25 protein-coding genes are annotated in these 26,032 nt (G+C 69.2%); 16 read left to right on the forward strand and 9 right to left on the reverse strand.

Annotation, left to right across the window (positions count from 1 at the left end; translation table 11 throughout):
• Window positions 1-169: 169 nt before the first annotated feature.
• The gene (locus J2P76_RS08960; protein WP_207406496.1) at window positions 170-2,122 is read left to right on the forward strand and encodes a metallophosphoesterase family protein; all 1,953 of its coding nucleotides are present in this window, start codon (window positions 170-172) and stop codon (window positions 2,120-2,122) included.
• Window positions 2,123-2,150: 28 nt separating this feature from the next.
• Here J2P76_RS08960 and J2P76_RS08965 read toward each other — a convergent pair whose 3' ends face one another.
• The 5 genes from J2P76_RS08965 to J2P76_RS08985 all read right to left on the reverse strand — a co-directional run bounded on the left by J2P76_RS08965 (window position 2,151) and on the right by J2P76_RS08985 (window position 6,973).
• Complete coding sequence (locus J2P76_RS08965) at window positions 2,151-3,113, reverse strand: Nudix family hydrolase (RefSeq protein ID WP_207406498.1); 963 nt, start codon at window positions 3,111-3,113, stop codon at window positions 2,151-2,153.
• On the reverse strand, window positions 3,106-3,972 hold the full coding sequence (locus tag J2P76_RS08970; protein WP_207406500.1) for a DUF815 domain-containing protein: 867 nt from the start codon (window positions 3,970-3,972) through the stop codon (window positions 3,106-3,108). Before J2P76_RS08970 ends, J2P76_RS08965 begins: the two co-directional genes overlap by 8 nt.
• Window positions 3,973-3,995: 23 nt before the next feature.
• Window positions 3,996-5,222, reverse strand: a complete 1,227-nt coding sequence (gene argJ, locus J2P76_RS08975; protein ID WP_207406502.1) for a bifunctional glutamate N-acetyltransferase/amino-acid acetyltransferase ArgJ — start codon at window positions 5,220-5,222, stop codon at window positions 3,996-3,998.
• Between the two features lie 351 nt (window positions 5,223-5,573).
• Window positions 5,574-6,062: a MarR family winged helix-turn-helix transcriptional regulator gene (locus tag J2P76_RS08980; protein WP_207406504.1), complete on the reverse strand. Its 489-nt coding sequence runs from the start codon at window positions 6,060-6,062 to the stop codon at window positions 5,574-5,576.
• Window positions 6,063-6,070: 8 nt separating this feature from the next.
• Window positions 6,071-6,973, reverse strand: a complete 903-nt coding sequence (locus J2P76_RS08985) for an alpha/beta hydrolase (RefSeq protein ID WP_207406506.1) — start codon at window positions 6,971-6,973, stop codon at window positions 6,071-6,073.
• A gap of 191 nt (window positions 6,974-7,164) precedes the next feature.
• Here J2P76_RS08985 and J2P76_RS08990 point away from each other — a divergent pair, with 191 nt between their 5' ends.
• From J2P76_RS08990 to J2P76_RS09045, 12 genes are all read left to right on the forward strand, one after another.
• On the forward strand, window positions 7,165-8,328 hold the full coding sequence (locus J2P76_RS08990; RefSeq protein WP_207406508.1) for an ABC transporter substrate-binding protein: 1,164 nt from the start codon (window positions 7,165-7,167) through the stop codon (window positions 8,326-8,328).
• Window positions 8,329-8,409: 81 nt separating this feature from the next.
• Entirely contained in the window at window positions 8,410-9,324 is a 915-nt protein-coding gene (locus J2P76_RS08995; RefSeq protein WP_207406516.1) for a branched-chain amino acid ABC transporter permease, read from the forward strand.
• 3 nt (window positions 9,325-9,327) lie between these two features.
• Window positions 9,328-10,281: a branched-chain amino acid ABC transporter permease gene (locus J2P76_RS09000; protein ID WP_207406518.1), complete on the forward strand. Its 954-nt coding sequence runs from the start codon at window positions 9,328-9,330 to the stop codon at window positions 10,279-10,281.
• The gene (locus J2P76_RS09005) at window positions 10,278-11,075 is read left to right on the forward strand and encodes an ABC transporter ATP-binding protein (protein ID WP_207406520.1); all 798 of its coding nucleotides are present in this window, start codon (window positions 10,278-10,280) and stop codon (window positions 11,073-11,075) included. Before J2P76_RS09000 ends, J2P76_RS09005 begins: the two co-directional genes overlap by 4 nt.
• A complete protein-coding gene (locus tag J2P76_RS09010) occupies window positions 11,069-11,773 on the forward strand; it encodes an ABC transporter ATP-binding protein (protein WP_207406522.1) in 705 nt (234 codons plus the stop codon). Before J2P76_RS09005 ends, J2P76_RS09010 begins: the two co-directional genes overlap by 7 nt.
• Window positions 11,774-12,208: 435 nt before the next feature.
• On the forward strand, window positions 12,209-14,560 hold the full coding sequence (locus tag J2P76_RS09015) for a bifunctional salicylyl-CoA 5-hydroxylase/oxidoreductase (protein ID WP_207406531.1): 2,352 nt from the start codon (window positions 12,209-12,211) through the stop codon (window positions 14,558-14,560).
• Window positions 14,557-15,348: an SDR family NAD(P)-dependent oxidoreductase gene (locus tag J2P76_RS09020; RefSeq protein ID WP_207406533.1), complete on the forward strand. Its 792-nt coding sequence runs from the start codon at window positions 14,557-14,559 to the stop codon at window positions 15,346-15,348. Before J2P76_RS09015 ends, J2P76_RS09020 begins: the two co-directional genes overlap by 4 nt.
• Window positions 15,349-15,367: 19 nt before the next feature.
• On the forward strand, window positions 15,368-16,225 hold the full coding sequence (locus tag J2P76_RS09025; protein ID WP_207406535.1) for an enoyl-CoA hydratase family protein: 858 nt from the start codon (window positions 15,368-15,370) through the stop codon (window positions 16,223-16,225).
• A gap of 1 nt (window position 16,226) precedes the next feature.
• Entirely contained in the window at window positions 16,227-17,396 is a 1,170-nt protein-coding gene (locus J2P76_RS09030) for an acyl-CoA dehydrogenase family protein (RefSeq protein ID WP_207406541.1), read from the forward strand.
• A 36-nt stretch (window positions 17,397-17,432) separates the two neighbouring features.
• On the forward strand, window positions 17,433-19,073 hold the full coding sequence (locus J2P76_RS09035; RefSeq protein WP_207406542.1) for an AMP-binding protein: 1,641 nt from the start codon (window positions 17,433-17,435) through the stop codon (window positions 19,071-19,073).
• A gap of 21 nt (window positions 19,074-19,094) precedes the next feature.
• A complete protein-coding gene (locus J2P76_RS09040; protein WP_207406543.1) occupies window positions 19,095-19,517 on the forward strand; it encodes an acyl-CoA thioesterase in 423 nt (140 codons plus the stop codon).
• 4 nt (window positions 19,518-19,521) lie between these two features.
• Window positions 19,522-19,929 (forward strand): RidA family protein, encoded by a 408-nt coding sequence (locus tag J2P76_RS09045; protein WP_207406544.1) that lies wholly within the window; start codon window positions 19,522-19,524, stop codon window positions 19,927-19,929.
• 11 nt (window positions 19,930-19,940) lie between these two features.
• Here J2P76_RS09045 and J2P76_RS09050 read toward each other — a convergent pair whose 3' ends face one another.
• From J2P76_RS09050 to J2P76_RS09065, 4 genes are all read right to left on the reverse strand, one after another.
• A complete protein-coding gene (locus J2P76_RS09050) occupies window positions 19,941-21,572 on the reverse strand; it encodes a DUF342 domain-containing protein (RefSeq protein ID WP_207406545.1) in 1,632 nt (543 codons plus the stop codon).
• Between the two features lie 293 nt (window positions 21,573-21,865).
• Entirely contained in the window at window positions 21,866-23,146 is a 1,281-nt protein-coding gene (gene hemL, locus J2P76_RS09055; RefSeq protein WP_207406546.1) for a glutamate-1-semialdehyde 2,1-aminomutase, read from the reverse strand.
• Between the two features lie 4 nt (window positions 23,147-23,150).
• Window positions 23,151-23,816: a thiamine phosphate synthase gene (gene thiE, locus J2P76_RS09060; protein ID WP_207409157.1), complete on the reverse strand. Its 666-nt coding sequence runs from the start codon at window positions 23,814-23,816 to the stop codon at window positions 23,151-23,153.
• 14 nt (window positions 23,817-23,830) lie between these two features.
• Entirely contained in the window at window positions 23,831-24,631 is an 801-nt protein-coding gene (locus J2P76_RS09065; protein WP_207406548.1) for a bifunctional hydroxymethylpyrimidine kinase/phosphomethylpyrimidine kinase, read from the reverse strand.
• A gap of 167 nt (window positions 24,632-24,798) precedes the next feature.
• On the opposite strand from J2P76_RS09065, the gene J2P76_RS09070 reads away from it, so the two are divergent.
• The 3 genes from J2P76_RS09070 to ruvX all read left to right on the forward strand — a co-directional run bounded on the left by J2P76_RS09070 (window position 24,799) and on the right by ruvX (window position 26,021).
• On the forward strand, window positions 24,799-24,963 hold the full coding sequence (locus J2P76_RS09070; protein ID WP_003814980.1) for a rubredoxin: 165 nt from the start codon (window positions 24,799-24,801) through the stop codon (window positions 24,961-24,963).
• A gap of 61 nt (window positions 24,964-25,024) precedes the next feature.
• Window positions 25,025-25,633, forward strand: coding sequence for a YqgE/AlgH family protein (locus J2P76_RS09075; RefSeq protein ID WP_207406550.1), 609 nt, complete (start codon window positions 25,025-25,027; stop codon window positions 25,631-25,633).
• Entirely contained in the window at window positions 25,626-26,021 is a 396-nt protein-coding gene (ruvX, locus tag J2P76_RS09080) for a Holliday junction resolvase RuvX (RefSeq protein WP_207406552.1), read from the forward strand. Before J2P76_RS09075 ends, ruvX begins: the two co-directional genes overlap by 8 nt.
• The last annotated feature ends 11 nt before the right edge of the window (window positions 26,022-26,032 follow it).

Consider the following 26,032-nt stretch of genomic DNA (forward strand, 5'->3'; position numbering starts at 1 on the left):
ACACCCATGGGCGCAACGCCTTGAGCTTAGTCGCCTGAGATTCGCAGGCCTGTCATGAATGGCGGGTAAGGCGGCCGATTGCGCCGCCGTACCCGCCAGGCTTGCCGGCGAGTCATGGGTGCGTAACGTCGCGTTTCTATGCTCCTCGTTTTCTTACAGAGGGGCTGACATGTACCACTTGTTTGGCAGTTTGCAGCACCGCAAGCGCGTCGGCGCCATGGCCTGCGCATTGTTTGCATTGACGGGATGCGGCAGCAGTTCCGGCGACGATGATGAAACAACGGAGCCGGGCACCTCGGAACCCGCGCCGGAACCGGAAACCAGCAAGCCGTTGCGTGTGGGCGTGCTGCCCGACACGCAGGGCAGCGATTCCGGGGTTGCCGAACACCCGATGCGCGCCGCGCTGGACAAGCTGGCCGAGCAGGACGTGGACATCGTGCTGATGGCGGGCGACCTGACCGAAAACGGCACCCGCGGCGAGTATGCGCAATGGCGGGCCATCGCCGCCGACTACACCGGCCGCATGACCTTGCTGCCCATCATGGGCAACCATGACAACAAGGGCATCGATCAGGACTACTTCGATACGGTCAGCGACCTCATTCCGGGCGACGCGCAGCACATGTCCGGCTCGAAATACAAGAACTACGCCCTGGTGCGCGAGAATGTGCTGTTCATCAACATCTCGTACGACTGGCTGCCCTTTGCCTACGACTTCGTGGCCGGCCAGATCGCCCGGCACCGCGATGAAGTGGACCACATCATCCTGATGACCCACAACTCGCTGGTGGGCAACCGCTACGGCATGCTGCGCGAGAAGATACTGGAAGGCTATCTGTCCGAACCTTCGGACGTGGCGTTCCGCGACGTGTACGACGACTATCGCGAATTGTTCGCCGCAAACGACGTCATTTATGTGGCGGGTCACGAACACATGTACGCGCGCAGCCAGATCCGCGACGCGACACAGCGCGGGTTCATGCAGATCGTCGCCGGCAGCGCGGCCTACAAAGGCTACGAGAATCGCTACGGCGAGCACGAGCAGGTGCAGAACATCGTGATGCTGAAAGTGGCCGGCGACGCCAGCGGCAGCATCGACACCAATGTGTCCGTGTTCGATTTTCATGGCGATGCCGTCGACTATCGGGCGTACTACGTTGCCCACACCGTGTTCGCCAATGAAGTCGGGCCCAAAGAGCTGGCCGATCCGCAATGGCGCCTGTTCGACCGCTTCACCCGTACCGCCGCGCGCTGCGACAAGATCGTGTATGCCGCCAGTATCCCGGCGGGCATCCAGAGCAACAACATCTACGATCCCGGCTACCGCACCAGCGCCTGCGGGTCGCCCGGCGGGCAGAGCGCCCGCATTCTGGACGGCCGCAACGAGATCTTCAACCGCTACGACACCCGTACCCGCGGCATGGCGGTGGAGCCGGGCGTGACCTTCGCCAATACCAACCGCGAGCTCGAATCGCTGATGTACCGCTACATGTTCATCCGCGACGAAAGCTGGCGTCCGAACTTGAACAACAGCCAGCGCGCCCGCGTGGTCAATGAAGGCACGCCTGACGAAGAGGTGGAGATCCGCGAAACCACCATCGACCTGAGCAAGCTGGTGTCGCTGTCATGGAAATCGCGTGCCGGCGGGACGCTGTCCGACGTGCTGATCGTGTCCGGCATCAGCGGCCAGACCGGCATTTACACCGATCCCTATGGCCGCCTGAAAGACATCACCGCCGACGCCGGCCTGCCGGGCAGCTATGGCGACGGCTCGGAACTGGGCAAGGCTGCCTATGCGCTGCCGGCGCAGGCCACGCGCGACTGGGAGCTTAAGCCCGGCGCCAGCGGCGGCCATGCCTATGTGCTGGAGTTCGCCATGCCGCAGGATGCCCGCGCGGAAAATAGCCTGCTGGCGCGCTGGGACGGCGGGCAATGGACCGCCCTGGCCACGGCCGAGTGCGTCAGCGGACAGCCATACCAGTCTGCCTACCTGACCGGTATGCCGTTCGATGTTGCCGGCTCTTGCGCCGGCGGGGCCCTGGTAGGCTACGACGCGGCGCGCAAGGCGTACTGGGCCCGCCTGCAAGAGGATGGCCAGTTCGCCATCATTGCCCGGAAGTAGCGCGGGCCAGTGACCTGGCCGGCTACGGCTAGATCAGGGCGCGGATGCCGGCGATGCCGTGCGCGCCGTGCTGGCGGGCTTCGGCCAGGGTATCGGCGGATTGCCCGCCCAGCGCCAGCACCGGCAGCCCGGCGTCGCGATTGCCCGCCACGAAGCCCTGCCAGCCGATGCCTGGCACGCCGGGGTGCGACGGCGTTTCCAGCACCGGCCCCAGCACCGCGAAATCGGCGCCCAGCTCGCGCGCATGCACGATCTGGGCGTTGCCGTGGGCCGAGACGCCCACCAGGGCGCCCGCGGGCAGTTCAGGACGCGTACGCAGCGCTGCCGCATCGGCCCAGCGCAGGTGCACGCCGTCGGCCTGGCGCCACCAGGCGGCCGGATGGGCGCTGTTGACCAGCAGCCGCGCACCGGCGGCGTGGCAGAGCTTCAGCATCGCCTGCATGGCGTCGCGCAGCGACGTGGCGCCCGGGCCGTCGGGCCAGTCAGGCTCGCGCAATTGCACCAGCTTCAGGCCGCGCGCCAGCGCGCGTTCCAGGCGTTCCAGGAAGGCCGGCACGCCGGCCCGGCCGCCAATGGACGAAATGCCGTAGGTGTCGGGCAGCTGCAGCCAGCGCAGCGGGGGCAGGGTGGCCGGCAGCAGGTCGCCCACCTGGCCGGCGTGGGCCGGGTCCACCCATTGCAGCTGCTGGTTTTCCAGGCCGCGCGGCTCGCCCCGCCAGCCGGTGACCTGGCAGAAGGCCAGCCGCACCGTGGTGTGCGGATAGACGTGCACGTAGGTGACCCAGGGCACCGCCTGGGTGACTTCGATGCCGATTTCTTCGCGCAGTTCGCGCGCCAGCGCCTGCAGCACGGTTTCGCCGGGTTCGAGCTTGCCGCCCGGCAGTTCCCACCAGCCCTCCCAGGGCTTGCCGACGGGGCGCTGCCCCAGCAGCAGCTGGCCGTCGGCGCGCAGGATCAGGCCGGCGGCGACGTCGACAATGCGCTCAGACATGGCGCGCCGCCCAGTCCCGCGCGAACTGGTGGGCCACGCGGCCCGAGCGCGAACCGCGTTCCAGCGCCCATTGCAGGGCTTCGGCGCGGCAGGCTTCGATGTGCCCGGCCGGGCAGTCCAGTTCGCGCAGCCAGTGGTGCACGATGTCCAGGTAGTCGTCTTGTTTGAACGGGTGGAACGACAGCCACAGCCCGAACCGTTCGGACAGCGAGATTTTTTCTTCGACCGTTTCGCCCGGGTGGATCTCGCCGTCGGGCTGGTGCTTGGCCTGCAGGTTCTCGCTCATGTATTCCGGCATCAGGTGGCGCCGGTTCGAGGTGGCGTAGATGAGCACGTTGTCGCCCGAGGCCGACACCGAGCCGTCCAGCACCGATTTCAGCGCCTTGTAGCCGGCCTCGCCTTCTTCGAACGACAGGTCGTCGCAGAACACGATGTAGCGTTCCGGCCGCGTGGCCACCAGTTCGACGATATCGGGCAGGTCGCCGAGGTCGGACTTGTCGACCTCGATCAGCCGCAGCCCCCGGTCGCCATAGGCGGCCAGCATGGCCTTGACCAGCGAACTCTTGCCGGTGCCGCGCGCGCCGGTCATCAGCACGTTGTTGGCGGGTTTTTTCTGCAGGAACTGCAGGGTGTTGCGGTCGATGATGCCTTTCTGGCGCTCGATGTGCTGCAGGTCAGTGAGGTCGATGCGGGCCACGTGGCGCACGGCGTCCAGCCAGCCGCGCGCGCCGCGCTTGCGCCAGCGGTAGGCATGGGCGGACCAGTCGATGTCGGGCGGGGCGGCCGGCAGCCAGGCTTCCAGTTGGGCCAGCACGCGTTCGGCGCGTTCGATCAGGACGGAGAAGTCGGAGGAAGTCACGTCGGTTTCCGGGTGCGGTGGGTTCAGGAACGATAGTCGGCGTTGATGCTGACGTACTCGTGCGAGAAGTCGCAGGTATAGACGGTTTCGCTGGCCTGGCCGCGCGCCAGCGCGATGCGGATGCCGATTTCGGCCTGCTTCATCACGCGCTGGCCGTCGGCTTCCTGGTAGTCGGGGTTGCGGCCGCCGTCGCGCGCCACCAGCACGTCGTCCAGCCACAGGCGCAGCCTGGAGACGTCGAGATCGTCGATGCCGGCATAGCCGATGGCGGCCAGGATGCGGCCCAGGTTGGGGTCGGACGCGAAGAACGCCGTCTTGACCAGCGGCGAGTGCGCCACCGAGTACGCCACTTTCAGGGCTTCTTCGGTGGTCAGGGCGTCTTCGACGCGGATGGTGATGAACTTGGTGGCGCCCTCGGCATCGCGCACGATCTTGGTGGCCAGGTCGAGCGCGGCGGCCGACAGCGCGTCGCGCACGGCGGCGTAGTGCGGGTCGGACTCGGCGCTGATGTCGATGCCCGACTGGCCGGTGGCGGCGATGATGAACGAGTCGTTGGTAGAGGTGTCGCCGTCGACGGTGATGCGGTTGAACGAGCGGTTGGCGATTTCCAGCGCCAGCTTGCGCAGCACGGGCTGGGCGATGCCGGCGTCGGTGGCCAGGAAGCTGAGCATGGTGGCCATGTTGGGGCGGATCATGCCGGCGCCCTTGCTGATGCCGGTGAAGGTGACGGTTTTGCCGCCGATCTGCACGCGCCGCGAATGGATCTTGGGCAGTGTGTCGGTGGTCATGATGCCGTGCGCGGCGTTGAACCACTGGTCGGCGCCCAGCCCGGCCAGCGCGGCGGGCAGGGCGGCGGTCAGGCGATCGAGCGGCAGGGGCTCGAGGATGACGCCGGTGGAAAACGGCAGGATCTGCTGCGCCGGCACGCCCATCAGCTTGCCCAGCGCGGCACAGGTGTCCTGGGCCTTTTTCAGGCCTTCGGCGCCGGTGCCGGCGTTGGCGTTGCCGGTGTTGATGACCAGCGCGCGGATCGGCCCGCCGGTGGCCAGGTGGGCCTCGCAGACCTGCACGGGGGCGGCGCGAAAGCGGTTGCGGGTAAAGACGCCGGCCACATTGGTGCCGGCCGTCAACTGGAATACCGTGAGATCGCGTCGGTTCGCTTTGCGGATGCCGGCTTCGGCAACGCCGATTTCAACGCCGGCAACGGGGAAAATTTCGGACTCGGAGGGGATCTGCAGGTTAACGGCCATGACTTCGTCTCTGTGGCTGGGCGGACAGCGCCGCGGGGGCGGGGAAGTCCGTATTATCCCACTGCCTGGGCGGGACTCGATCCGTGAACTCGAACCGCCGCGCAGCACTCATGCCGCCGGCGCGGTGGTCGGGTGCCGGATACCGTGTTGTTGAGACATTCGCTGCGCACATCGGTGTCAGGCACCTGGCGGAGCCAGACACCTTGGCAAAGACGGCGTGGGTACCGCCCAGGTGTCAGGCTCCGCAGGTGCCTGACACCGCTATACGCCACAGCCATTGCGCCGCCCCGGCTCGCCCGAGCACCGCGGGACGGTGCAAGAACCCCAAGCCCCGAAGCAGCAAAACACCGCTCAGCGCGCATTCCCCCGCGCCGCCACTACCTGCAACTTGAGTTCCCCCAGCGCCTGGTACAACGCATCGCGCCCCGCTTCGGGCAGGTCGTTGAACATTCCCTTGACCCAGCTTTCGTGCGCCCGCGCCATGCGGTTGAAAATGCGGCGCCCCTGCGGCGTCAGTTTCAGCACCGAGCTGCGCCGGTCGGTTTCCATCTTGGTGCGCATCACCAGCCCTTCTTTTTCGAGCTGGTCGGTAATGCCCGTGATGTTGCCGTTGGTGACCATCATGCGGCGCGACAGTTCGCCCATTTTCATGCCCTTGGGCGCGCGCTGCAGCTGCGCCATCAGGTCGAAGCGGGGCAGGGTGGTGTCGAATTCGGTGCGCAGGCGGGTGCGGATCTCGGATTCGATCAGGTTGCAGCAGGTCAGCATGCGCAGCCACAGGCGCAGCGCATGGTGGTCGTCGGGCGCGGCGCGGGTTTCCAGGTCGGGAGCGTCGATCATGGCGGGCATCAGCAGGCGGGCCGGCGGCTGCCGGCCAGGCCCATTTGGTCGAAGATGGCGCGCGTCAGCGGGCTGGCGGGATCGTTCAGCGTAAGCACGATGTCGTAATGATTGGTGTGCGGCATGGGCACGTGGCGGGCCGGCAGGCCGCGGGCGCGCCAGGCCTGCAGGTAGTCGTCGGTCTGGCGTTTGAATTCGTCGGTCTCCGTGCCGCCGTAGCTGGCCAAAAGCGGGCAGGCCGCGCCGGCGGGCAGCAGCGCCGGGCTGTTGCGTTCGGCGTCGGCCGGACTCAGGCGCATCCATTCGTTGATGTGCGTATGCACCAGCGGGCGCAGGTCGTACAGGCCCGACAGCGGCGCGGCGCCGGCAACGACATCGGCCGGCACGCCGTACTGGCCGTGCCAGCCGCCGGCCAGCAGCATGCCCACCAGGTGGCCGCCGGCCGAACTGCCGGCGATATGGATGCGGGCCGGATCGCCGCCATGGCGCGCAATGTGCCGGTATACCCACGCCAGCGCGCGGCGGTTCTGGTCGACGATGCGGTCCAGCGTGACCGCCGGCGCCAGCGAGTAGTTCACCGCCACCACCACCGCGCCGGCCCGCGTGAAGGCCGGCGCCATGCTGCTGGAGTCGTCTTTGGACAGCAGCCGCCAGTAGCCGCCATGGATGTACACGAACACCGGCGCGCCGGCCGCCGGCGCCTCGGCCTGCGGCGCGGCCGGGAAAATGTCGAGCAGTTCGTCGGGATGTTCGCCGTAGGGCACGTTGGCCGCGCAGGGCAGCGTGGCGCGCGCGGCCTGGCTCTGGGCGGTGTACTGCGCCAGGATGGGCTGGATGTCGGGCACGGTGGCGCGTGCGTTGTATTGCACGTCCAGCGCGGCGCGGTCGTATTGGCGGTAAAGGGCGGGCATGGCGTGGCGCGGGCAGGGCCCTGGTAAAAACCCTAGGCTTGTATTGCCGAATACTTTAAACCTAAACTATGCCGCACGCCAGCCCTCGCCGCATCGTCCGGGCGATGCCGGGCGGGCCGATGGCAGAAGCATCCGAACTCGCAATATTCCATAAAAACATCCGCCGCGCGGCATGCGCAAGGAGCACCAAGATGCGTTTCCTGACTTCCCTGGTAGTGGCCGCCGCGCTGGCGCCCGCCCTGTCATCGGCCGACCCGATCAAGGTCGGCATCGCCAATGATATATCGGGGCCGTTCGCGGCGCTGGGCGCCGAAGCGCGCGACGGCTTCAACCTGGCCATCAAGCAGCTCGGCGGCAAGCTGGGCGGCCAGCAGGCCGAATTCATGCAGGCCGACATGGGCGGCAACCCCGACCAGGCGCGGCAGCTGGTCACGCGCTACATCCAGCGCGACAAGATCGATTTCTTCACCGGCCCCATCGGCTCGAACGTGGCGCTGGCCGTGGGCCCGGCGCTGTTCGCCGCCAAGGTGCCGTACCTGTCGAACAACCCCGGCCCCAGCCAGTACGCCGGCGCGCGCTGCAACCAGTACTGGTTCGGCACCTCGTACCAGAACGACGCCTTCCATGAAGCCGCCGGCAAGGTCGCGGCCGACCGCGGCTTCAAGAAGGTGCTGATCATGGCGCCCGACTACCCGGCCGGCAAAGATGCCCTGACGGGCTTCAAGCGCGGCTACAAGGCCGACGTGGCCGAAGAGGTCTACACCAAGCTGGGGCAGATCGACTACGCCGCCGAGCTGGCGCAGATCCGCGCCGCCAAGCCCGATGCCGTGTTCATCTTCCTGCCGGGCGGCATGGGCATCAACTTCGTGAAGCAGTTCGTGTCCACCGGCCTGGCGCAAAGCGTCAAGCTCATCGGCCCGGGCTTCTCGGCCGACGAAGACGTGATCCAGGCGGTGGGCGAGCCCATGCTGGGCATGTACAACACGGCGCAGTGGGCGCACGATCTCGACGTGCCGCAGAACAAGCAGTTCGTCGAGGCCTTCCGCAAGGAATACAACGGGCGCTATCCGTCGGTGTACGCCGCCCAGGCCTATGACGTGATCATGGCCATGGATGCCGCGGTCAAGCAAGCCGGCGGCAAGGTCTCCGACCGCGAGGCCATCGTGCAGGCGCTGGCCAAGGCCGATTTCCCGTCGGTGCGCGGCAAGTTCACCTATGGCAAGAACCACTATCCCATCCAGGCCTACTACCTGCGCGTCATCGAGAAAGACAGCGAAGGCCGCATCACCAACAAGCTGGTGGGCAAGGTGTTCGACAGCTATCAAGACGTGTATGTGGGGCAGTGCAAGCTGTAGCCCCGCCATCCGCCCGCGGGCCGGCGCGCCCGCGGCGCTTTTTTCTTCGCGTGTATTTCTTTGCGTGTTAATGGGCCTTAGATGACGCTGGTCGTCGAGCAACTGCTGAACGGTCTGCAATTCGGACTGATGCTGTTCCTGATCGCCGCCGGGCTGACCCTGGTTTTCGGCATCATGGACATCATGAACCTGGCGCACGGTTCGCTGTACATGGCGGGCGCGTATGTGGCGGCCGAAACCATGCAGCGCACCGGTTCGTTTGCCGCCGCGGTGCTGGTGGCGGCGCTGGCCACGGGGCTGGTGGGCGTAGCGCTGGAACTGGTGCTGGTGCGCCGGCTGGCGGTGCGCGACCATCTGGCGCAGGTGCTGGGCACGTACGCGATCATTCTGATCGCCAATGACCTGGTCAAGATGATCTGGGGGCCGGCGCCGGTCATGCTGAACCTGCCGGCCGCGCTGTCCGGCCCGGTGCGCCTGCTGCCCGACCTGATGTACCCGGCCTACCGGCTGGTGATCATCGCTTGCGGCCTGGCGGCGGCGGTGGGCCTGTACTGGTTCGTGACGCGCACCCGTGCGGGCGTGCTGGTGCGCGCCGGCGCGTCCAACCGCCAGATGGCCACCCTGATGGGCGTGCGCGTGCCGCTGCTGTTCCTGGGCGTGTTCGTGCTGGGCGCCATGCTGGCGGCGGTGGCCGGCGCGCTGCTGGGCCCCATCACCGCCGTGCAGGTGGGCATGGGCGAAGAAATCCTGATCCTGGTGCTGGTGTGCATCGTCATCGGCGGCATCGGATCGATACGCGGCGCCTTCGTGGGGGCGCTGCTGGTGGGCATGGTCGACACCGCCGGCCGGGCTTTCCTGCCCATGCTGCTGCGCGAGGTGCTGCCGCCGGCCATGGCGTCCAGCCTGGCCGCCACCCTGGCCGCCATTTCCATTTACCTGCTCATGGCCGGCGTGCTGCTGTTCCGCCCGGCGGGGCTGTTTCCGGCGCGTGGTTGAACAATGCGCAGATCCACTTTCTGGACCCTGGGCCTGCTGCTGTTGCTGGCGCTGCTTCCGGCCATCACGGCGGCGCTGGGCCTGGACTTCTATGTGTCGGTGGCGCGCCGCATGCTGATCTACGCGCTGGCCGCCACCAGCCTGAACCTGATCCTGGGCTACGGCGGCATGGTGGCGCTGGGGCACGCCGCGTTTTTCGGGGCCGGCGCCTATGTGGTCGGCATCCTGGACGCGGCCGGCATCCACGCGGCGCTGCTGGCCTGGCCGGCGGCGGCGGCGGTGGCCGGGGGGCTGGCGCTGCTGATCGGCGCCGTGTCGCTGCGCACGCGCGGCGTGTACTTCATCATGATCACCCTGGCGTTCGCGCAGATGGTGTACTACCTGTTCATCTCGCTGCGCCAGTACGGCGGCGAAGACGGCCTGAACCTGTCCGGGTACTCGCTGCTGCCGGGCATCGACCTGGCCGACAGCACCAGCTTTTATTACCTGGTGCTGGCACTGTTCGCCGCGCTGATGTGGGTGTTCGGCCGCCTGGTCGACTCGCGCTTCGGCACGGCCCTGCAGGGCATCCGCGAAAACGAGTCGCGCATGGAGGCCCTGGGCTATCCGGTCTACCGGTTGAAGCTGGCCGCCTTCGTGCTCAGTGGCGCGGCCGCCGGGCTGGCGGGGGCGCTGCTGGCCAACCACAACCTGTTCATCTCGCCCAGCCTGATGCACTGGACACAGTCGGCCAACCTGCTGGTAATGGTGCTGGTGGGCGGCATCGGCCTGCGCTATGGCGGGGTGGCCGGCGCAATACTGATGCTGGCGCTCGAAGAGGCGTTGCGCATGTGGACGGAATACTGGCACCTGCCGCTGGGCATCCTGCTGCTGTGCGTGGTGTTCGGCGCGCCGCGCGGCGTGGCCGGGCTGGTGGGGCCATGGTTTGCCGGCGCTGCGCGCGGGGGGCGGCCATGACCGCGGCTTCCCCCGCCGCCGGCACGCCCGCCCTGCGGGCCGAAGGACTGGTGCGCCGCTTCGGCGCGCTGGTGGCCACCGACCACGTATCCCTGACACTTGCGCCGGGCGAGATCCACGCCCTGATCGGCCCCAACGGCGCAGGCAAGTCGACCCTCATCCACCTGCTGTCCGGCACGCTGGCCGCCGACGAGGGCAGGCTGGCGCTGGGCGGCGACGACATCACCCGGCTGAACGCGCACCAGCGCGTGGCGGCCGGGTTGTCGCGCTCGTACCAGGTCACCAATATCTTCAAGTCGTTCAGCGTGCGCGACAACCTGCTGCTGGCCGCGCAGGCGCACGCCGGCAGCAGCTTCCGCTACTGGAAGCCGCGCGCGGCCGACGCGGTGCTGCACGACACGGCGCACGCGCTGGCACAACAATGCGCCATCGATGCCAGCCTGCTCGACCGCCCGGCCGGCACCTTGCCGCACGGCGAGCAGCGCAAGCTGGAATTCGCCCTGGCCCTGGCGGCGCGGCCCGGCGTGCTGCTGCTGGACGAACCCATGGCAGGCATGGGGCCCGACGAAACCCTGCGCCTGACCGAGCTGATCGAGTCGCTGCGCGGGCAGGCCGCCATGCTGCTGGTCGAGCACGACATGCAGGCCGTGTTCCGTCTGGCCGACCGCATTTCGGTGCTGGTGTACGGGCGCATCATCGCCACCGGCACGCCGGCCGAAATCCGCGCCAACCCGGCCGTGCGCCAGGCCTATCTGGGCGAAGACGAGGCCGCCACGGAGCCCACGACATGTTGAGCATGCAGGCGGTGCAAAGCGGGTACGGCGCCAGCCAGGTGCTGTTCGGCGTCGACCTGGACATCGGCGCCGGCCAGGTGGTGACACTGCTGGGCCGCAACGGCATGGGCAAGAGCACACTGCTGCGCACGCTGTTCGGCCAGCTGCCGCTGCGCGGCGGCGCCATCCGCTTTGCCGGGCAGGACATCGGCGGCTGGACGCCCGACCGCATTGCGCGCGCCGGGCTGGCCATTGTGCCCGAGGGGCGGCAGTGCTTTCCCAACCTGACCGTGCGCGAGCACCTGACCGCCTTCACGGCCGTCCGCAACCCCGACATCGCCCGGCCCTGGACGGTAGAGCGGGTGCTGGAACTGTTTCCGCGCCTGGGCGAGCGCGCCCGCAATATGGGCAACCAGCTGTCGGGCGGCGAGCAGCAGATGCTGGCAATCGGCCGCGCCCTGGTCACCAACCCGCGCCTGCTGGTGCTGGACGAAGCCACCGAGGGCCTGGCGCCGCTGGTGCGCGAAGAAATCTGGTCATGCCTGGCCACCCTGCGCGCCGCGGGGCAGACCATCCTGGTCATCGACAAATACGTCGAGCGCCTGCTGGCCCTGGCCGACCGCCACGTCATCCTCGAGCGCGGCCGAACCGTCTGGAGCGGCGATTCCGCCGCGCTGGACGCCGACCGCGGCCTGTGGGAGCGTTACCTGGGGGTATAACTCGCGCGCCGGCAACCTTGGCAGGTGTCTGACTCCCGCAGGGTGTCAGACACCGAAGTCTGCAACGACTGTCTCAACAGCACGGGGTCTGGCTGCGGAGCCAGACCCGTGACAGGGCATGGGCGGCGGTTCGATTCACTGACCGAGTCCCGCGTCGTCCGGGCGGGTGGGGGCGGCGCGTTGGGCGGCGGGGAAGTCTGCGCAGCAGACCGAGGGCGCCTGCATGCGCCCGAGCCCGACGCACGTGCGCCGCCCCCACCCGCCCGGACGACGCGGGACGGGCCAGGAACACAACCCACCCCACCCAGCGCAACCCCCCCAGTACAAACCCGCATTCCTTGCGCACCCCCCGCTTGCGGTATATAGTTGAAACCTAAACTAATTGGACGGCCGGCACGTTTCGCCACCGCCACGGTTCACGGAGCCTGTAGCGCAATGAAAATCGTCTGCCTGGGCGGCGGCCCCGCCGGCCTGTACTTCGGCCTGCTGATGAAGCTGCAGGACCCCGCCAACGAAGTCACCGTCATCGAACGCAACCGGCCGTACGACACCTTCGGCTGGGGCGTGGTGTTCTCGGACGCCACCATGGACAACCTGCGCCAGGCCGATCCGGTCTCGGCCCGCACCATCGGCGACGCCTTCAACCACTGGGACGACATCGACATCCACTTCAAGGGGCGCAGCGTGCGCACCCATGGGCACGGCTTCATCGGCATCGGCCGCAAGAAGCTGCTGAACATCCTGCAGGCGCGCTGCGAAGACGTGGGCGTGAAGCTGGTGTTCGAAACCTTCGTGCAAGACGACCAGGCCGTGGCGCGGCAATACGACGCCGACCTGGTCATCGCTTCCGACGGCATCAACAGCCAGGCGCGCACGCGCTATGCCGGCACCTTCCAGCCCGACATCGACACGCGGCGCTGCCGGTTCGTATGGCTGGGCACCACCAAGGTCTTCGACGCCTTCACCTTTGCCTTCGTGCAGACCGAGCATGGCTGGTTCCAGGCCCATGCCTACCGCTTCCAGGACGGCCTGTCGACCTTCATCGTGGAAACGCCCGAAGAAACCTGGCAGGCGGCCGGCATCGGCGACATGAGCCAGGAAGAGGGCATCGCCTATTGCGAAAAACTGTTCGCGCCCTGGCTCGACGGCCACAAGCTGATCAGCAACGCCTCGCACCTGCGCGGCGCCGCCATCTGGATCCGCTTTCCGCGCGTCATCTGCGACACCTGGGTGCACTGGAACACGCTGGATACGCCGCGCGGCCCGCGCCGCGTGCCGGTGGTGCTGATGGGCGACGCGGCGCACACCGCGCATTTCTCGGTGGGCTCGGGCACCAAGCTGGCCCTGGAAGACGCCATCGAGCTGGCCCGCTGCCTGGGCGGCGCCGAAGGCGGCCTGCAACAAGGCTTGCAGCATTACCAGGATGTGCGCAGCGTCGAAGTGCTGAAAATCCAGAACGCCGCGCGCAATTCCACCGAATGGTTCGAGAACGTGCAGCGCTATGCCGGGCTGGACCCGGAACAATTCGCCTATTCGCTCTTGACCCGCTCGCAGCGCATTTCGCACGAAAACCTGCGCATGCGCGATGCCGGCTGGCTGGAAGGCTACGAACGCTGGCTGGCCGGGCGCGCCGGCGCGAGCGGCGATGCCGGCGCGCGGCCGCCCCTGCCCATGCTGACGCCCTACCGCGCGCGCGGCGTCGAGCTCAAGAACCGCATTGTCGTGTCGCCGATGGCCATGTATTCATGCGTGGACGGGGTACCGGGCGAGTTCCACCTGGTGCACCTGGGCGCGCGGGCCCTGGGCGGCGCCGGCCTGGTCATGGTCGAAATGACCTGCACCTCGCCCGACGCCCGCATCACCCCGGGCTGCCCGGGCCTGTGGAACGACGCGCAGGCCGGCGCCTTCGCGCGCATTGTCGATTTCGTGCACGCCAACAGCGACGCGCGCATCGGCATGCAGCTGGGGCATGCCGGCCGCAAGGGCTCTACCCAGCTGGGCTGGCAGCAAATGGACTACCCGCTGGCCGAAGGCAATTGGCCGCTGCTGTCGGCCTCGGCCCTGCCGTACCTGCCGGGCGTATCGCAGACGCCGCGCGCCATGGACCGCGCCGACATGGACCGCGTGCGCGACGATTTCGCGGCCGCCGCGCGCCGCGCCGCCCAGGCCGGCTTCGACTGGCTGGAACTGCACTGCGCCCACGGCTATCTGCTGTCCAGCTTCATCTCGCCGCTGACCAACCAGCGCGACGACGAGTACGGCGGCAGCCTGGACAACCGCCTGCGCTATCCGCTGGAAGTCTTTCGCGCGGTGCGCGACGCCTGGCCGCAAGACCGGCCCATGTCGGTGCGCATCTCGGCGCACGACTGGGTCGAGGGCGGCATCACGGCCGACGATGCCGTCGAGATCGCGCGCCGCTTCAAGGCCGCCGGCGCCGACATGATCGATTGCTCGTCGGGCCAGGTCAGCCCCGACCAGCACCCGGTGTATGGCCGCATGTACCAGACGCCGTTCGCCGACCGGGTGCGCAACGAAGCCGGCATCGCCACCATCGCGGTGGGCGCCATTTTCGAGGCCGACCATGCCAACGGCATCATCGCCTCGGGCCGCGCCGACCTGTGCGCCCTGGCGCGCCCGCACCTGGCCGATGCTTCCTGGACACTGCGCGAGGCGGCCCGCGTGGGCTACTGCGACACCGCGTGGCCGCGCCAGTACGCCGCCGGCAAGCGGCAGCTGGAAACCAACTTCGAACGCGCCGCGATGCTGGCGCAACAGGACGCCAAATGAACGCCGCCGCACGCCCGCTGGAAGGCCGCCACGCCCTGGTCACGGGCGGCGCCCGCGGCATCGGGCTGGCCTGCGCCCAGGCCCTGCTGCAGCGCGGCGCCGCGCTTACGCTGCTGGGCCGCGACCGCGCCGCGCTCGATGCGGCGGTGGCGTCGCTGGGCGGGCCGGGCGCCGTGCGCGCCGTGGCGGCCGACGTGTCCGACCAGGCCTCGGTGCAAGCCGCTTTCGACCAGGCCGCGCAGGCCGGCGGCGCGATCGACATCCTGGTCAACAATGCCGGCCAGGCGGCCAGCCAGCGCTTCGAGCGCACCGACGCGGCCCTGTGGCAGGCGATGCTGGCCGTCAACCTTACCGGCACCTACCATTGCATCCAGGCCGCGCTGCCGGGCATGCTGGCCGCCGGCTGGGGGCGCATTGTCAACGTGGCCAGCACCGCCGGCCTGATCGGCTATCCGTACGTCAGCGCCTATTGCGCGGCCAAGCACGGCGTCGTGGGCCTGACCCGGGCGCTGGCGCTGGAAGTGGCGCGCAAGGGCATCACCGTGAACGCGGTATGCCCCGGCTTTACCGAAACCGACATCGTGCGCGGCGCGGTCGACAACATCATGCAGAAAACCGGCCGCACGGCCGAACAGGCCCGCGCCGAGCTGGCGGCCCGCAACCCGCAGGGCCGGCTGGTGCAGCCCGATGAAGTGGCAGAAGCCGTGGCCTGGCTGGCCCTGCCGGCCTCGGCGTCGATCAATGGCCAGGCCATCGCCGTGGACGGCGGTGAAGTCATGCCCGGCTGAGCCCCACCCAGGAGACCCCATGAACAGCGCGCTTCCCGAGCACACCATGAAGCACCACCGGCGCCCGTACGCCGATTACGCCGCCCGCACGTTCCTGTGGCAGGTGTCGGCCGACGGCAAGGTGGCCACCATTACGCTGAACCGGCCCGAACGCAAGAATCCGCTGACTTTCGATTCGTACGCCGAGCTGCGCGACCTGTTCCGCGGGCTGGTCTACGCCACCGACATCAAGGTGGTGGTGATCACGGGCGCGGGCGGCAATTTCTGCTCGGGCGGCGACGTGCACGAAATCATCGGCCCGCTGACCCGCATGAGCATGCCCGAACTGCTGGATTTCACCCGCATGACCGGCGACCTGGTCAAGACCATGCGCGCCTGCCCGCAGCCCATCGTGGCGGCGGTCGACGGCGTGTGCGCCGGCGCCGGCGCCATGATGGCGCTGGCGTCCGACCTGCGGCTGGGCACGCCGGCCGCGCGCACGGCCTTCCTGTTCACCCGGGTGGGGCTGGCCGGCGCCGACATGGGCGCCTGCACCCTGCTGCCGCGCGTGGTCGGCCAGGGCCGGGCATCGGAACTGCTGTACACCGGGCGCGCCATGAGCGCCGACGAAGGCGCGCAATGGGGGTTCTTCAACAGCCTGCACGACAGTGCCGCGCTGCTCGAAGCGGCCCAGGCCCTGGCCGCGCAGCTGGCCGCCGGCCCCACCTTCGCGCACGGGGTCACCAAGAAGCTGCTGCACCAGGAATGGAACATGGGCGTGGACGAGGCCATCGAAGCCGAGGCCGAAGCGCAGGCCATCTGCATGCAGACGCGCGACTTCCGCCGCGCCTACGAGGCCTTTGTGGCCAAGCGCAAGCCGGTATTCGAAGGAGATTGAGGTGGCTGACACGACATGGTTGGACTGGCCGTTTTTCGACGACCGCCATCGCGCCCTGGCGGGCGAGCTCGAAGCCTGGTGCGTCGACGCGCTGGCCGATATCGACCACCATGACACCGACGCGGCTTGCCGCAAGCTGGTGGCGTCGCTGGGCCAGGCCGGCTGGCTGCGCTACTGCGTGCCGGCCGGCCCGGATGGCGCCTGGGGCGGCGCGCTGCCCCAGGTCGATTCGCGCATGGTCTGCATCTTGCGCGAAACCCTGGCGCGGCACGACGGCCTGGCCGATTTCGCGCTGGCCATGCAGGGCCTGGGCAGCGGCGCCATCGCGCTGATGGGCTCCGATGCGCTGCGCCGCCAGTACCTGCCGCGCGTGGCCGCCGGCCAGGCCATTGCGGCTTTCGCGCTGTCCGAACCCGATGCCGGTTCCGATGTGGCGGCGCTGGCGTGCAGCGCGCGCGCCGACGGCGACCACTATGTGCTCGACGGCGCCAAGACCTGGATATCCAATGGCGGCATCGCCGATTTCTATTGCGTGTTCGCCCGCACCGGCGAAGCGCCGGGCGCGCGCGGCATCAGCGCATTCGTGGTCGAGGCCGGCACGCCGGGCCTCGAGATCGCCGAGCGCATCGATGTCATGGCGCCGCACCCGTTGGCCACGCTGGCGTTCGACAACTGCCGCATTCCCGCCAGCCAGCGGCTGGGCGAGCCGGGGCAGGGCTTCAAGCTGGCCATGATGACACTGGACATCTTCCGCGCCTCGGTGGCGGCGGCCGCCCTGGGCTTTGCCCGGCGCGCGCTGGACGAGGCCGTGTCGCGGGCCCGCGGGCGCCGCATGTTCGGCCAGGCGCTGGCCGACCTGCAGCTGACCCAGGCCGCGCTGGGCGACATGGCCACCGCCATCGACGGCGCGGCCCTGCTGACCTACCGCGCCGCCTGGCTGCGCGACGTGCGGGGCGTGCGCACCACGCGCGAGGCGGCCATGGCCAAGATGGCCGCCACCGAATCGGCGCAGGCCGTCATCGACCGGGCCCTGCAGATGTTCGGCGGCGCCGGCGTGGTGTCGGGCGTGCCGGTGGAAAAGCTCTACCGCGAGATCCGCGCGCTGCGCATCTACGAAGGCGCCACCGAGGTCCAGAAGCTGATCATTGCCAGAGAGCTGCTGAAGGACTAGCAGGCGGCCGCTTATCGCATTGCCAAGGGGAATTTCATGGAACGCTCTGCCCACCTGGATACTTACGCCCGCGACCACCTGCCGCCCGCCGACGAATGGCCCGAGTTCCTGCTCGACGGTCCCGATGTGGCCTATCCGGCGCGCATGAATTGCGCGGTCGAGCTGGTCGATGCCATGGTCGCCCGCGGCCACGGCCAGCGCACGGCGCTGCGCTGGCGCCGCGACGGCGCGGCCGCCACGCTGAGCTACGCCGAGCTGCAGGCGCTGACCAACCGCATCGCCCGCGTGCTGGCCGAAGACATGAAGCTGGTGCCCGGCAACCGCGTGCTGCTGCGCGGGCCCAACAACCCCATGATGGCCGCCGCCTGGCTGGCCGCCATCAAGGCGGGGCTGGTAACCGTGCCCACCATGCCGCTGCTGCGCGCCAAAGAACTGAAGCAGATCATCGGCAAGGCCCAGGTGTCGGCCATATTGTGCGACGCGCAGCTGCGCGCCGAGGCGCAGTACTGCATGCAGGCCGGCCACGAGCATTTCTGCCCCGAGCTGCGGCAGGTCATGCTGTTCAACGACCCGGCGCCCGACGCGCTGGACGCGCTCGCGGCCGCCAAGCCCGACGACTTCGCCGCCTGCGACACCGCGGCCGACGATGTCTGCCTGATCGCATTCACCAGCGGCACCACCGGCATGCCCAAGGGCTGCATGCACTTCCACCGCGACGTGCTGGCGATGTGCGACCTGTTTCCGCGCCACGTCATCAAGCCCGGCCCCGACGACATCTTCTGCGGCACGCCGCCGCTGGCCTTCACCTTCGGGCTGGGCGGGTTGCTGTGCTTTCCGCTGCGCGTGGGCGCCAGCGTCGTGCTGGCCGAGAAGCTCACGCCCGACGGCCTGCTTGAACTGATCCAGGATTTCCGCGCCACCATCGTGTTCACGGCGCCCACGTTCTATCGCCAGATGGCGGCGCTTGCCGGCAAGTACGACATCGGCTCGCTGCGCAAAAGCGTGTCGGCCGGTGAAGCGCTGCCCGACGCCACGCGCCAGCTCTGGAAGCAGGCCACCGGCATCGAAATGATCGACGGCATCGGCGGCACCGAGATGATCCACGTCTTCGTGTCCAGCCCGCCCGACCAGGTGCGCCCGGGCGCCATCGGCAAGGTGGTGCCGGGCTACGTGGCCTGCGTGGTCGACGAGAACATGCAGCCCGTGCCCAATGGCACGGCGGGCCGCCTGGCGCTGAAGGGCCCAACCGGCTGCCGCTACCTGGCCGACGAGCGCCAGCGCCGCTTCGTGCAGCAGGGCTGGAACCTGCCGGGCGACACGTTTGTGCAGGATGACGACGGCTATTTCTTCTACCAGGCGCGCAACGACGACATGATCGTCTCGGCCGGCTACAACATTGCCGGCCCGGAAGTCGAAGACGCCTTGCTGCGCCACGAGGCGGTGGCCGAATGCGGCGTGGTGGGCGCGCCCGATGACGAGCGCGGCCAGCTGGTGAAGGCCTTCGTGGTGCTCAAGCCCGGCTTCGAGGCCGGCCCCGAAATGGCGGCGGCGCTGCAGGCCTTCGTGAAGGCCGCGATCGCCCCGTACAAGTATCCGCGCGCCGTCGTGTTCGTCGACGCGCTGCCGCGCACCGAAACCGGCAAGCTGCAGCGCTTCGCGCTGCGCAAGATGGCCTGAACCCGCTTACCCAGGACCGCCATGGCAGCCCCTTTTGTCAGCGAAGTGGAAGTGCGCTTCCGGCATTGCGACCCGGCCGGCATTGTGTTCTATCCGCGCTACTTCGAGATGATCAACGATTTTGTCGAAGAGTGGTTCGACAAGGGCATGGGCCTGCCTTTCCATGCCCTGCATGTCGACCGGCAGATCGGCACGCCGCTGGCATCGGTGCAGTGCGACTTCACCGCGCCCAGCCGCTGGCACGAGAAGCTGCGGCAAGAACTCGGCGTGCGGCGCATCGGCGGGGCGTCGTTCGCCGCCGATGTGCGCTTTGTCGGCCCCGACGGCGGGGCGCGGCTGAAAGCGGCGCTGACCATCGTGACGGTGAACCTGCGCACCATGCGCTCCACCGCCATTCCCGACGACCTGCGCCAGCGCATGCAGGCGTTTTTTATTACAGGATGATCCCATGAAGATTCTGCAACCGCCGGGCTGGATGCCGCCGCGGGGATATTCGAACGGCGTGATGGCGCAGGTTGCGGTGGGCGACCGGCTGGTGTTCGTGGGCGGGCAGGTGGGCTGGAACGGCCAGCAGCAGTTCGAGACCGACGACTTCGCCGGCCAGGTGCGGCAGACGCTCGAAAACATCGCGGCCATCCTGGCCGAAGGCGGCGGCCGCCCCGAGCACATCGTGCGCATGACCTGGTACGTGACCGACAAAGACGAGTACGTGGCCTCGTATCCCGAGATCGGCAGGCACTACCGCGAAGTGATCGGCCGCCATTTTCCTCCCATGACGGCGTTCCAGGTGGCCGGTTTGATCGAAGACCGCGCCAAGGTCGAGATCGAAGTCACCGCGCTGATCCCGGCGGCCTGAGGCCGGCCGCCTCAGCGGATGACCAGCTGCCCGGCTTCGAGGCAGGCCTTGCCGCCGGGCCGGTCTTCCAGCAGGGTCGTCACCTTGATGCCCACCTGCAGCGTCACCCCGCCAAAGTAGCGCTTGGCGGCGCTGATCGTCGCCGATTGCAGCGGCTGCATCCGGCGTTCCAGCTCGGCTTCCTGGTGGTCCAGGTCCTGCAGGTCGGCGCACGTCTTGGCATAGGTGTTGCGGGCGCGTTCGCCGACCCCGGCGGCCGCCTTTTCCGGATGCATCTGCAGGAACATCAGCACCTTTTCCAGCTTGGCCTTTTCTTCGTCCAGACGCGCGCGCGCAGCCTTCAGGTCGGCGCGGCGCGCCTCGGCATGCGGATCCAGGCCCACACGCACCACCGTGGGCACCGCGGCCATCGAGCCCAGCGTGCCCGCGCGCACGCCATGCAGCGCACAGACCTCGCCGCCCGTGACCACGCCTTGCTGCGAGCCCGGCGGGCCCACCATCACGCTGTGGCCGGCCAATACGCGGCTGTGGCGGATTTCGCGCTCGGCCGCCACCTGCTGGCCGGCGCTGATGGCGGCGTGTTCGATGAAGCGCGCCTTGACCGAGCCTTCGCACTGCACTTGCGCGGTGCGCGGGCCGGCGGCGCTGTCGCCCGGCGCCGCTTCGGTCATGCCGATGATGCCGCCGTTCACGGTCAGGCTGCCGCCCGCATGGATATGCGCGGCCTCGACCGTGCCGGCCACCACCACATCGCCGCTGACCCGCACGGTCATGCCGGCGGTGATGTCGCCCTTGACGCGCAGGGTGCCGTCGAAATCGATGTTGCCCGAGTTCAGGTCCACGGCGTCGACTTCCACCACCGAGTTCACCTGTGCCCCCTGCGGCAGCAGCATCGGCGCGCCGGCCGCCGTCGCACGCAGCAGGCAGGGGTCCTGCTCGTCGGGCGCCACGCCGGCCAGCCCGGCGGCAAAGGGCAGGTCGGGCACCGGCTCGGGCGGCACCGGCTGGCCCAGCACGTCCAGGCCCGCCACGCCCGGCACGGCGGGCACGCGCCGCACCAGCGCCGTGCCCGGCTGCACCAGCACCAGGCTGCCCAGCTCGCGGTAATCGACCGGCGCGTCGTCATCGTGCACCCGGGCCAGCGGACTGGGAACCAGGCTGTCGAAGCGGGTGGGCGTGCCCGGCTGGGCGGAGACGCCGCGCGCCACCGGCAGCGCCTCGCAGTGCCCCTGCCGCAGTGCTTCGCGCAGGGCGCCGTTGTCGATGCCCGCCACCACGCCCTGCGCGGCCAGCGCCGCGCCGATGTCGTCCTGGGTCACGGCGCGGCCGCCGCGCGCCGCCGTCAGGGTCAGCAGGGCGGCCATGCGGTCGGGTTCGATGTCGATGCGCAGCGTGCCGTCGAGCACGGCGCCCACGGGGCCCGCCACGGGCGTGCCCGGCTCCGCTTCGCGGCACTGCGCCACAAAAGCCGCCACGCTGGAATGATCCAGCACCTCGGGCCCCCAGCCCCGCGCCTGCGCGGCCGCGGCCAGATCGTCCCAGCCCGGCCCCGCCGCCGCGCCGTCGCCGGCGGGCGCATAGGTGGCCGCCAGCACCCGGGTGTCCGGATCCAGCGTCAGCTGCAGTACCGCCTCGTCGCCCATGTCTGCTCCTGTCCCCGCGCCCCTGCCGCGACCGGCCCAGCGGGTTATTTAATTAGTAAAACACAGAAATATTAAGACATATACGGGACGGAAAGACAGCCATTTGGCCGAACACAATGGCGAACGAGCGACAGCAGGGCCAGACAGGTGCCACGGTCAGACAGGCAGACAGGTGTCTGACTCCCGCAGGGTGTCAGACACCGAAGCGCGCAGAGGCTGCCTGACCTGCACGATGTCAGGCACCTGCGGCGCCCGACACCCGGGCCAGGAAGAAGCGCGCGGCGCTTCGGGGGTCAGCGCATTCCGGCAAAAACGGCTTCTGCCGCTTCCAGCGTGGCGTCGATGACCGCGTCGTCGTGGGTGGCGGACACGAAACCGGCTTCGAAGGCCGACGGCGCGAAGTGCACGCCGCGGTCGAGCATGGCATGGAAGAAGCGCTTGAAGGCCGCCGCGTCGCCGGCCGACACTTCGGCGAAAGACGCGGGCACTGTATCGCGGAAATACAGGCCGAACATGCCGCCGATGGCATCGGCCGCGAACGGGATGCCGGCGGCCTGGGCGCGCTGGCGCAGCCCATCGGTCAGGCGCAGGGTCTGCGCGGCCAGCCGTTCATAGAAACCGGGCTGGGCAATCAGGCGCAGCGTGGCCAGGCCGGCGGCCACCGCCACCGGGTTGCCCGACAGGGTGCCGGCCTGGTACACGCCGCCCAGCGGCGCCAGGTGGGCCATCAGGTCGGCCCGGCCGCCCAGCGCGCCCACCGGCATGCCGCCGCCGATGACCTTGGCCAGGGTGGTCAGGTCGGGCTTGATGCCCGCCAGGCCCTGCACGCCCTGCGGACCGACGCGAAAGCCCGTCATGACTTCGTCGAAGATCAGCACGGCGCCATGCTGCGTGCAGACGTCGCGCAGGCCTTGCAGGAAGCCGGCAGCCGGCTTGATCAGGTTCATGTTGCCGGCCACCGGCTCGACGATCACGCAGGCGATGTCGGCGCCGTGCTGCGCGAAGGCGGCCTGCACCGCGGCCAGGTTGTTGTATTCGAGGGTCAGCGTGTGCGATACGAACTCGGGCGGCACGCCGGCCGAGCTGGGGTTGCCGAAGGTCAGCAGGCCCGAGCCGGCCTTGACCAGCAGGCTGTCGGAATGCCCGTGGTAGCAGCCTTCGAACTTGACGATCTTGGCCCGGCCGGTGGCGCCCCGCGCCAGGCGGATGGCCGTCATGGTGGCTTCGGTGCCCGAGCTGACCAGCCGCACCTGTTCCAGCGAGGGCAGGCGTTCGATCAGCACTTCGGCCAGCTCGATCTCGGCCCGCGTGGGCGCGCCGAACGACAGCCCGTCGAGCGCGGCCTCGCGCACCGCCTGCACCACTTCGGGGTGGGCGTGGCCCAGGATGGCGGGGCCCCAGGAACCGACGTAGTCGATGTAGCGGGTGTCTTCTTCGTCCCACACATAGGGGCCCTGCGCGCGCTTGATGAAGCGCGGCGTGCCGCCCACCGAGCGGAAGGCGCGCACGGGCGAATTGACGCCGCCGGGAATGCTGCGGCAGGCACGATCGAAGAGTTGGGCGTTGCTGGACATGGTGTTACGGCTGGAAGTGAGTAGAAGCGGTGAAAGGCGCCGCGCAGGCCTGCGCGGCCTGCCGGATGTCGGGCGCCTCGAACAGGCCGGTGATGACGGCGACGCTGTCGGCGCCGGCCTGGGCGACTTGCGGCGCATTGGCCGGCGTGATGCCGCCAATGGCCACCACGGCGGGCCGCGGCGCCGCGCGGGTGGCGGCCAGCACGCGGGCCTGGCCGAGCAGCGCCAGCGGGGCGCGCACCGCCTGCGGCTTGGTGGAAGAGGGAAACACCGCGCCGAAGGCGATGTAATCGGCCCCGGCCTCGAGCAGCTGGCGCGCCAGCGCCAGGTCGTCGTAGCACGACGCGCCCAGGATCAGGTCCGGGCCGGCCTGGGCGCGCGCCTGCGCCAGGTCGCCGTCGTCGCGGCCCAGGTGGGCCCCGTCGGCGCCGACTTCCAGCGCCAGCCGCCAGTGGTCGTTGACCAGGAACACCACGCCCAGTTCGCGGCACAGCGGCGCCAGCGTGCGGGCCTGCGCGGCGCGCAGCGCGGGGCTGGCGTCTTTGCGGCGCAGCTGCAGGGCGGTCATGCCGCCGGCGGCGGCCAGGCGCACGGCGTCCAGCAGGCGGCCGGTGTCGTCCCATTCGGGGGTGACGCCGTACAGGCCGGCCGGAAAGCGCAGGGGGCTCATGGATGCCTTGGGGGTCATGGCGCGCCGATGCGGTTGGGAATGCGCCGGCCCATGCCGGCCAGGAACGCGCCGCCTACGCTGTCGTCGGCATGGCGCAGGGCCTGTTCGACAGCCTTGGGCATGTCCAGCCCCTGGGCCAGCATGGCCGCGACGGCGGTGGCGGCTACCCCGCCGGTGTCGCTATTGCGTTCGGGCGGCGCCTGCCAGGGCCAGGTGGCGGTCTGGCCGCCGGGGCCCAGCAGCACGTTGGCATGGTGCCCCGGGCGCACCGGCGCGCCCAGCACCAGCACCCATTGCGCGCCGCCCGCCACCAGGGCGTGCATCGGGCTGGGCGCGTCGCCGATGTCGATATCGCCATCGGCATGCCATTGCGCCAGCCGCAGGTGCTCGACCACCACCAGGTCGGTTTGCGGCAGCACGAGTTCCAGGGTGGCGGCCAGCAGGTCGTCGGCGTCGTCCTGCGAGGCGGCGTCGTGCGCCGGCAGGCCGCGCTGGCCCAGGTGCAGCACCAGCGGCACCTGGTTGTAGTCGGCGGCCACCTGCGCGGCCACGCTGGCCGCCTCGGCGCCGTACAGCCCGCCGACCTTGATGGCCTGCACCGGCATGTCCTCGAGCAGGCAGCGGGCCTGGTCGTCGAGCAGCTCGGGCGATACGGGGTGGATTTCTTCGATGCCGGCGGTATCCTGCACGGTCAGGGCGGTGGCCGCGGCCAGGCCGTGGCACCCCAGGCGGGCACAGGTGACGGCGTCGGCCGGCAGGCCGTCGGCGCCAGACGGGTCGACCGGCCCGAAAATCAGGATAAGAGGGGGAGTCACTGGAGCCACATGCTGCGCGAAAGAGGGGGGATGCGCCGGCTGCGCCAGGGCAAATCGGGCAACCCCTATTGGGTTTCGGTAAGATTGCCCCATTCTAATGGATGCGCCTGGCGCTTGGCCCGCACCCGGGGGCGGGCGTCCGTCGATGTAACAGAGAAAAGAGAACTATGCGTACTTGGATGTGTCTGATCTGTGGTTGGGTTTACGATGAAGAGGCCGGCTTGCCCGATGAAGGCATCGCTCCCGGCACCCGCTGGGAAGACGTGCCCCCCAATTGGGTCTGCCCCGAATGCGGGGCCCGCAAGGAAGACTTCGAACTGATGGAAATCTGATCTCGCGAGTGTCCCGGCCGTTCGCGGCCTGGCCGCCTGTGCACAGCCCCAAGGGGTTGCCATGACCGACGAAAACCACGATACGCAGGCCGACGACGACGACGCCACCGACGCCCCGGCCACCGATTTTTCCAATCAGTTCCTGATCGCCATGCCCCAGATGGTCGAGGGCAGCCTGGCCGGCTCGGTCATCTATGTCTGCGAACATACCGCGCGCGGCGCGCTGGGGCTGGTCATCAACCGGCCCACCGACCTCACTCTGGCCAGCCTGTTCGAGCGCATCGATCTCACCCTCGAGATCCGGCCCGTAAAAGACTCGCCCGTGTTCTTCGGCGGGCCGGTGCAAACCGACCGCGGCTTCGTGCTGCACGCGCCGGCCGGCGACTACAGTTCCAGCATCAAGCTGGGCGACCTCGCGCTGACCACCTCGCGCGACGTGCTGCAGGCCGTGGCCGACGGCAACGGCCCGGCGCGCATGCTGGTCACCCTGGGCTATGCGGGCTGGGGCGCCGGCCAGCTCGAAAGCGAAATGGCCCAGAACGCCTGGCTCAGCGTGGGCGCCGACGCCGACATCATCTTCGATGTGCCGCCCGAAGACCGCTACCCCGCCGCCCTGAAGCTGCTGGGCGTCGATCCGGTGATGCTGTCCGGCGGTGCGGGGCATGCCTGAAGAAACCCTGCTGGCCTTCGATTTCGGCGAAAAGAAAATCGGCATCGCCATCGGCAATACGCTGACGCGCCAGGCGCGGCCCCTGGAAATCATCTTCTCCGAAGTCCGCGAGGCGCGCTTTGCCCGCATCGGGCAGCTGCTGCAGCTATGGCAGCCGCAGCGCGTGGTTGTCGGCCTGGCGCTGGCCACCGACGGCGGCGAACAGCCCGCCACCGCGCGCTGCCGGCGCTTCGCCAACCAGCTGCACGGCCGCTTCGGCCTGGCCGTCGAACTGGTCGACGAGCGCGGCTCCAGCATGGAAGCCCAGCGCCTGCTGGGCACCCATGCGCCCGACGACGCGGTGGCGGCCGCGGTCATCCTGCAACGCTATCTCGACGCCCTGCCATGATCCGTGCCAGT

Source organism: Bordetella petrii (genome assembly GCF_017356245.1).
GTDB lineage: Bacteria > Pseudomonadota > Gammaproteobacteria > Burkholderiales > Burkholderiaceae_B > Bordetella_A > Bordetella_A petrii_D.

What these genes read in the sequence shown, in the direction of transcription:
- J2P76_RS08960 (WP_207406496.1), top strand. Translation starts at nt 170, where the DNA reads ATGTACCACTTGTTTGGCAGTTTGCAGCACCGCAAGCGCGTCGGCGCC.
- J2P76_RS08965 (WP_207406498.1), bottom strand. Translation starts at nt 3,113, where the DNA reads ATGTCTGAGCGCATTGTCGACGTCGCCGCCGGCCTGATCCTGCGCGCC.
- argJ (WP_207406502.1), bottom strand. Translation starts at nt 5,222, where the DNA reads ATGGCCGTTAACCTGCAGATCCCCTCCGAGTCCGAAATTTTCCCCGTT.
- J2P76_RS08980 (WP_207406504.1), bottom strand. Translation starts at nt 6,062, where the DNA reads ATGATCGACGCTCCCGACCTGGAAACCCGCGCCGCGCCCGACGACCAC.
- J2P76_RS08985 (WP_207406506.1), bottom strand. Translation starts at nt 6,973, where the DNA reads ATGCCCGCCCTTTACCGCCAATACGACCGCGCCGCGCTGGACGTGCAA.
- J2P76_RS08990 (WP_207406508.1), top strand. Translation starts at nt 7,165, where the DNA reads ATGCGTTTCCTGACTTCCCTGGTAGTGGCCGCCGCGCTGGCGCCCGCC.
- J2P76_RS08995 (WP_207406516.1), top strand. Translation starts at nt 8,410, where the DNA reads ATGACGCTGGTCGTCGAGCAACTGCTGAACGGTCTGCAATTCGGACTG.
- J2P76_RS09000 (WP_207406518.1), top strand. Translation starts at nt 9,328, where the DNA reads ATGCGCAGATCCACTTTCTGGACCCTGGGCCTGCTGCTGTTGCTGGCG.
- J2P76_RS09005 (WP_207406520.1), top strand. Translation starts at nt 10,278, where the DNA reads ATGACCGCGGCTTCCCCCGCCGCCGGCACGCCCGCCCTGCGGGCCGAA.
- J2P76_RS09010 (WP_207406522.1), top strand. Translation starts at nt 11,069, where the DNA reads ATGTTGAGCATGCAGGCGGTGCAAAGCGGGTACGGCGCCAGCCAGGTG.
- J2P76_RS09015 (WP_207406531.1), top strand. Translation starts at nt 12,209, where the DNA reads ATGAAAATCGTCTGCCTGGGCGGCGGCCCCGCCGGCCTGTACTTCGGC.
- J2P76_RS09020 (WP_207406533.1), top strand. Translation starts at nt 14,557, where the DNA reads ATGAACGCCGCCGCACGCCCGCTGGAAGGCCGCCACGCCCTGGTCACG.
- J2P76_RS09025 (WP_207406535.1), top strand. Translation starts at nt 15,368, where the DNA reads ATGAACAGCGCGCTTCCCGAGCACACCATGAAGCACCACCGGCGCCCG.
- J2P76_RS09035 (WP_207406542.1), top strand. Translation starts at nt 17,433, where the DNA reads ATGGAACGCTCTGCCCACCTGGATACTTACGCCCGCGACCACCTGCCG.
- J2P76_RS09040 (WP_207406543.1), top strand. Translation starts at nt 19,095, where the DNA reads ATGGCAGCCCCTTTTGTCAGCGAAGTGGAAGTGCGCTTCCGGCATTGC.
- J2P76_RS09045 (WP_207406544.1), top strand. Translation starts at nt 19,522, where the DNA reads ATGAAGATTCTGCAACCGCCGGGCTGGATGCCGCCGCGGGGATATTCG.
- J2P76_RS09050 (WP_207406545.1), bottom strand. Translation starts at nt 21,572, where the DNA reads ATGGGCGACGAGGCGGTACTGCAGCTGACGCTGGATCCGGACACCCGG.
- hemL (WP_207406546.1), bottom strand. Translation starts at nt 23,146, where the DNA reads ATGTCCAGCAACGCCCAACTCTTCGATCGTGCCTGCCGCAGCATTCCC.
- thiE (WP_207409157.1), bottom strand. Translation starts at nt 23,816, where the DNA reads ATGAGCCCCCTGCGCTTTCCGGCCGGCCTGTACGGCGTCACCCCCGAA.
- J2P76_RS09070 (WP_003814980.1), top strand. Translation starts at nt 24,799, where the DNA reads ATGCGTACTTGGATGTGTCTGATCTGTGGTTGGGTTTACGATGAAGAG.
- J2P76_RS09075 (WP_207406550.1), top strand. Translation starts at nt 25,025, where the DNA reads ATGACCGACGAAAACCACGATACGCAGGCCGACGACGACGACGCCACC.
- ruvX (WP_207406552.1), top strand. Translation starts at nt 25,626, where the DNA reads ATGCCTGAAGAAACCCTGCTGGCCTTCGATTTCGGCGAAAAGAAAATC.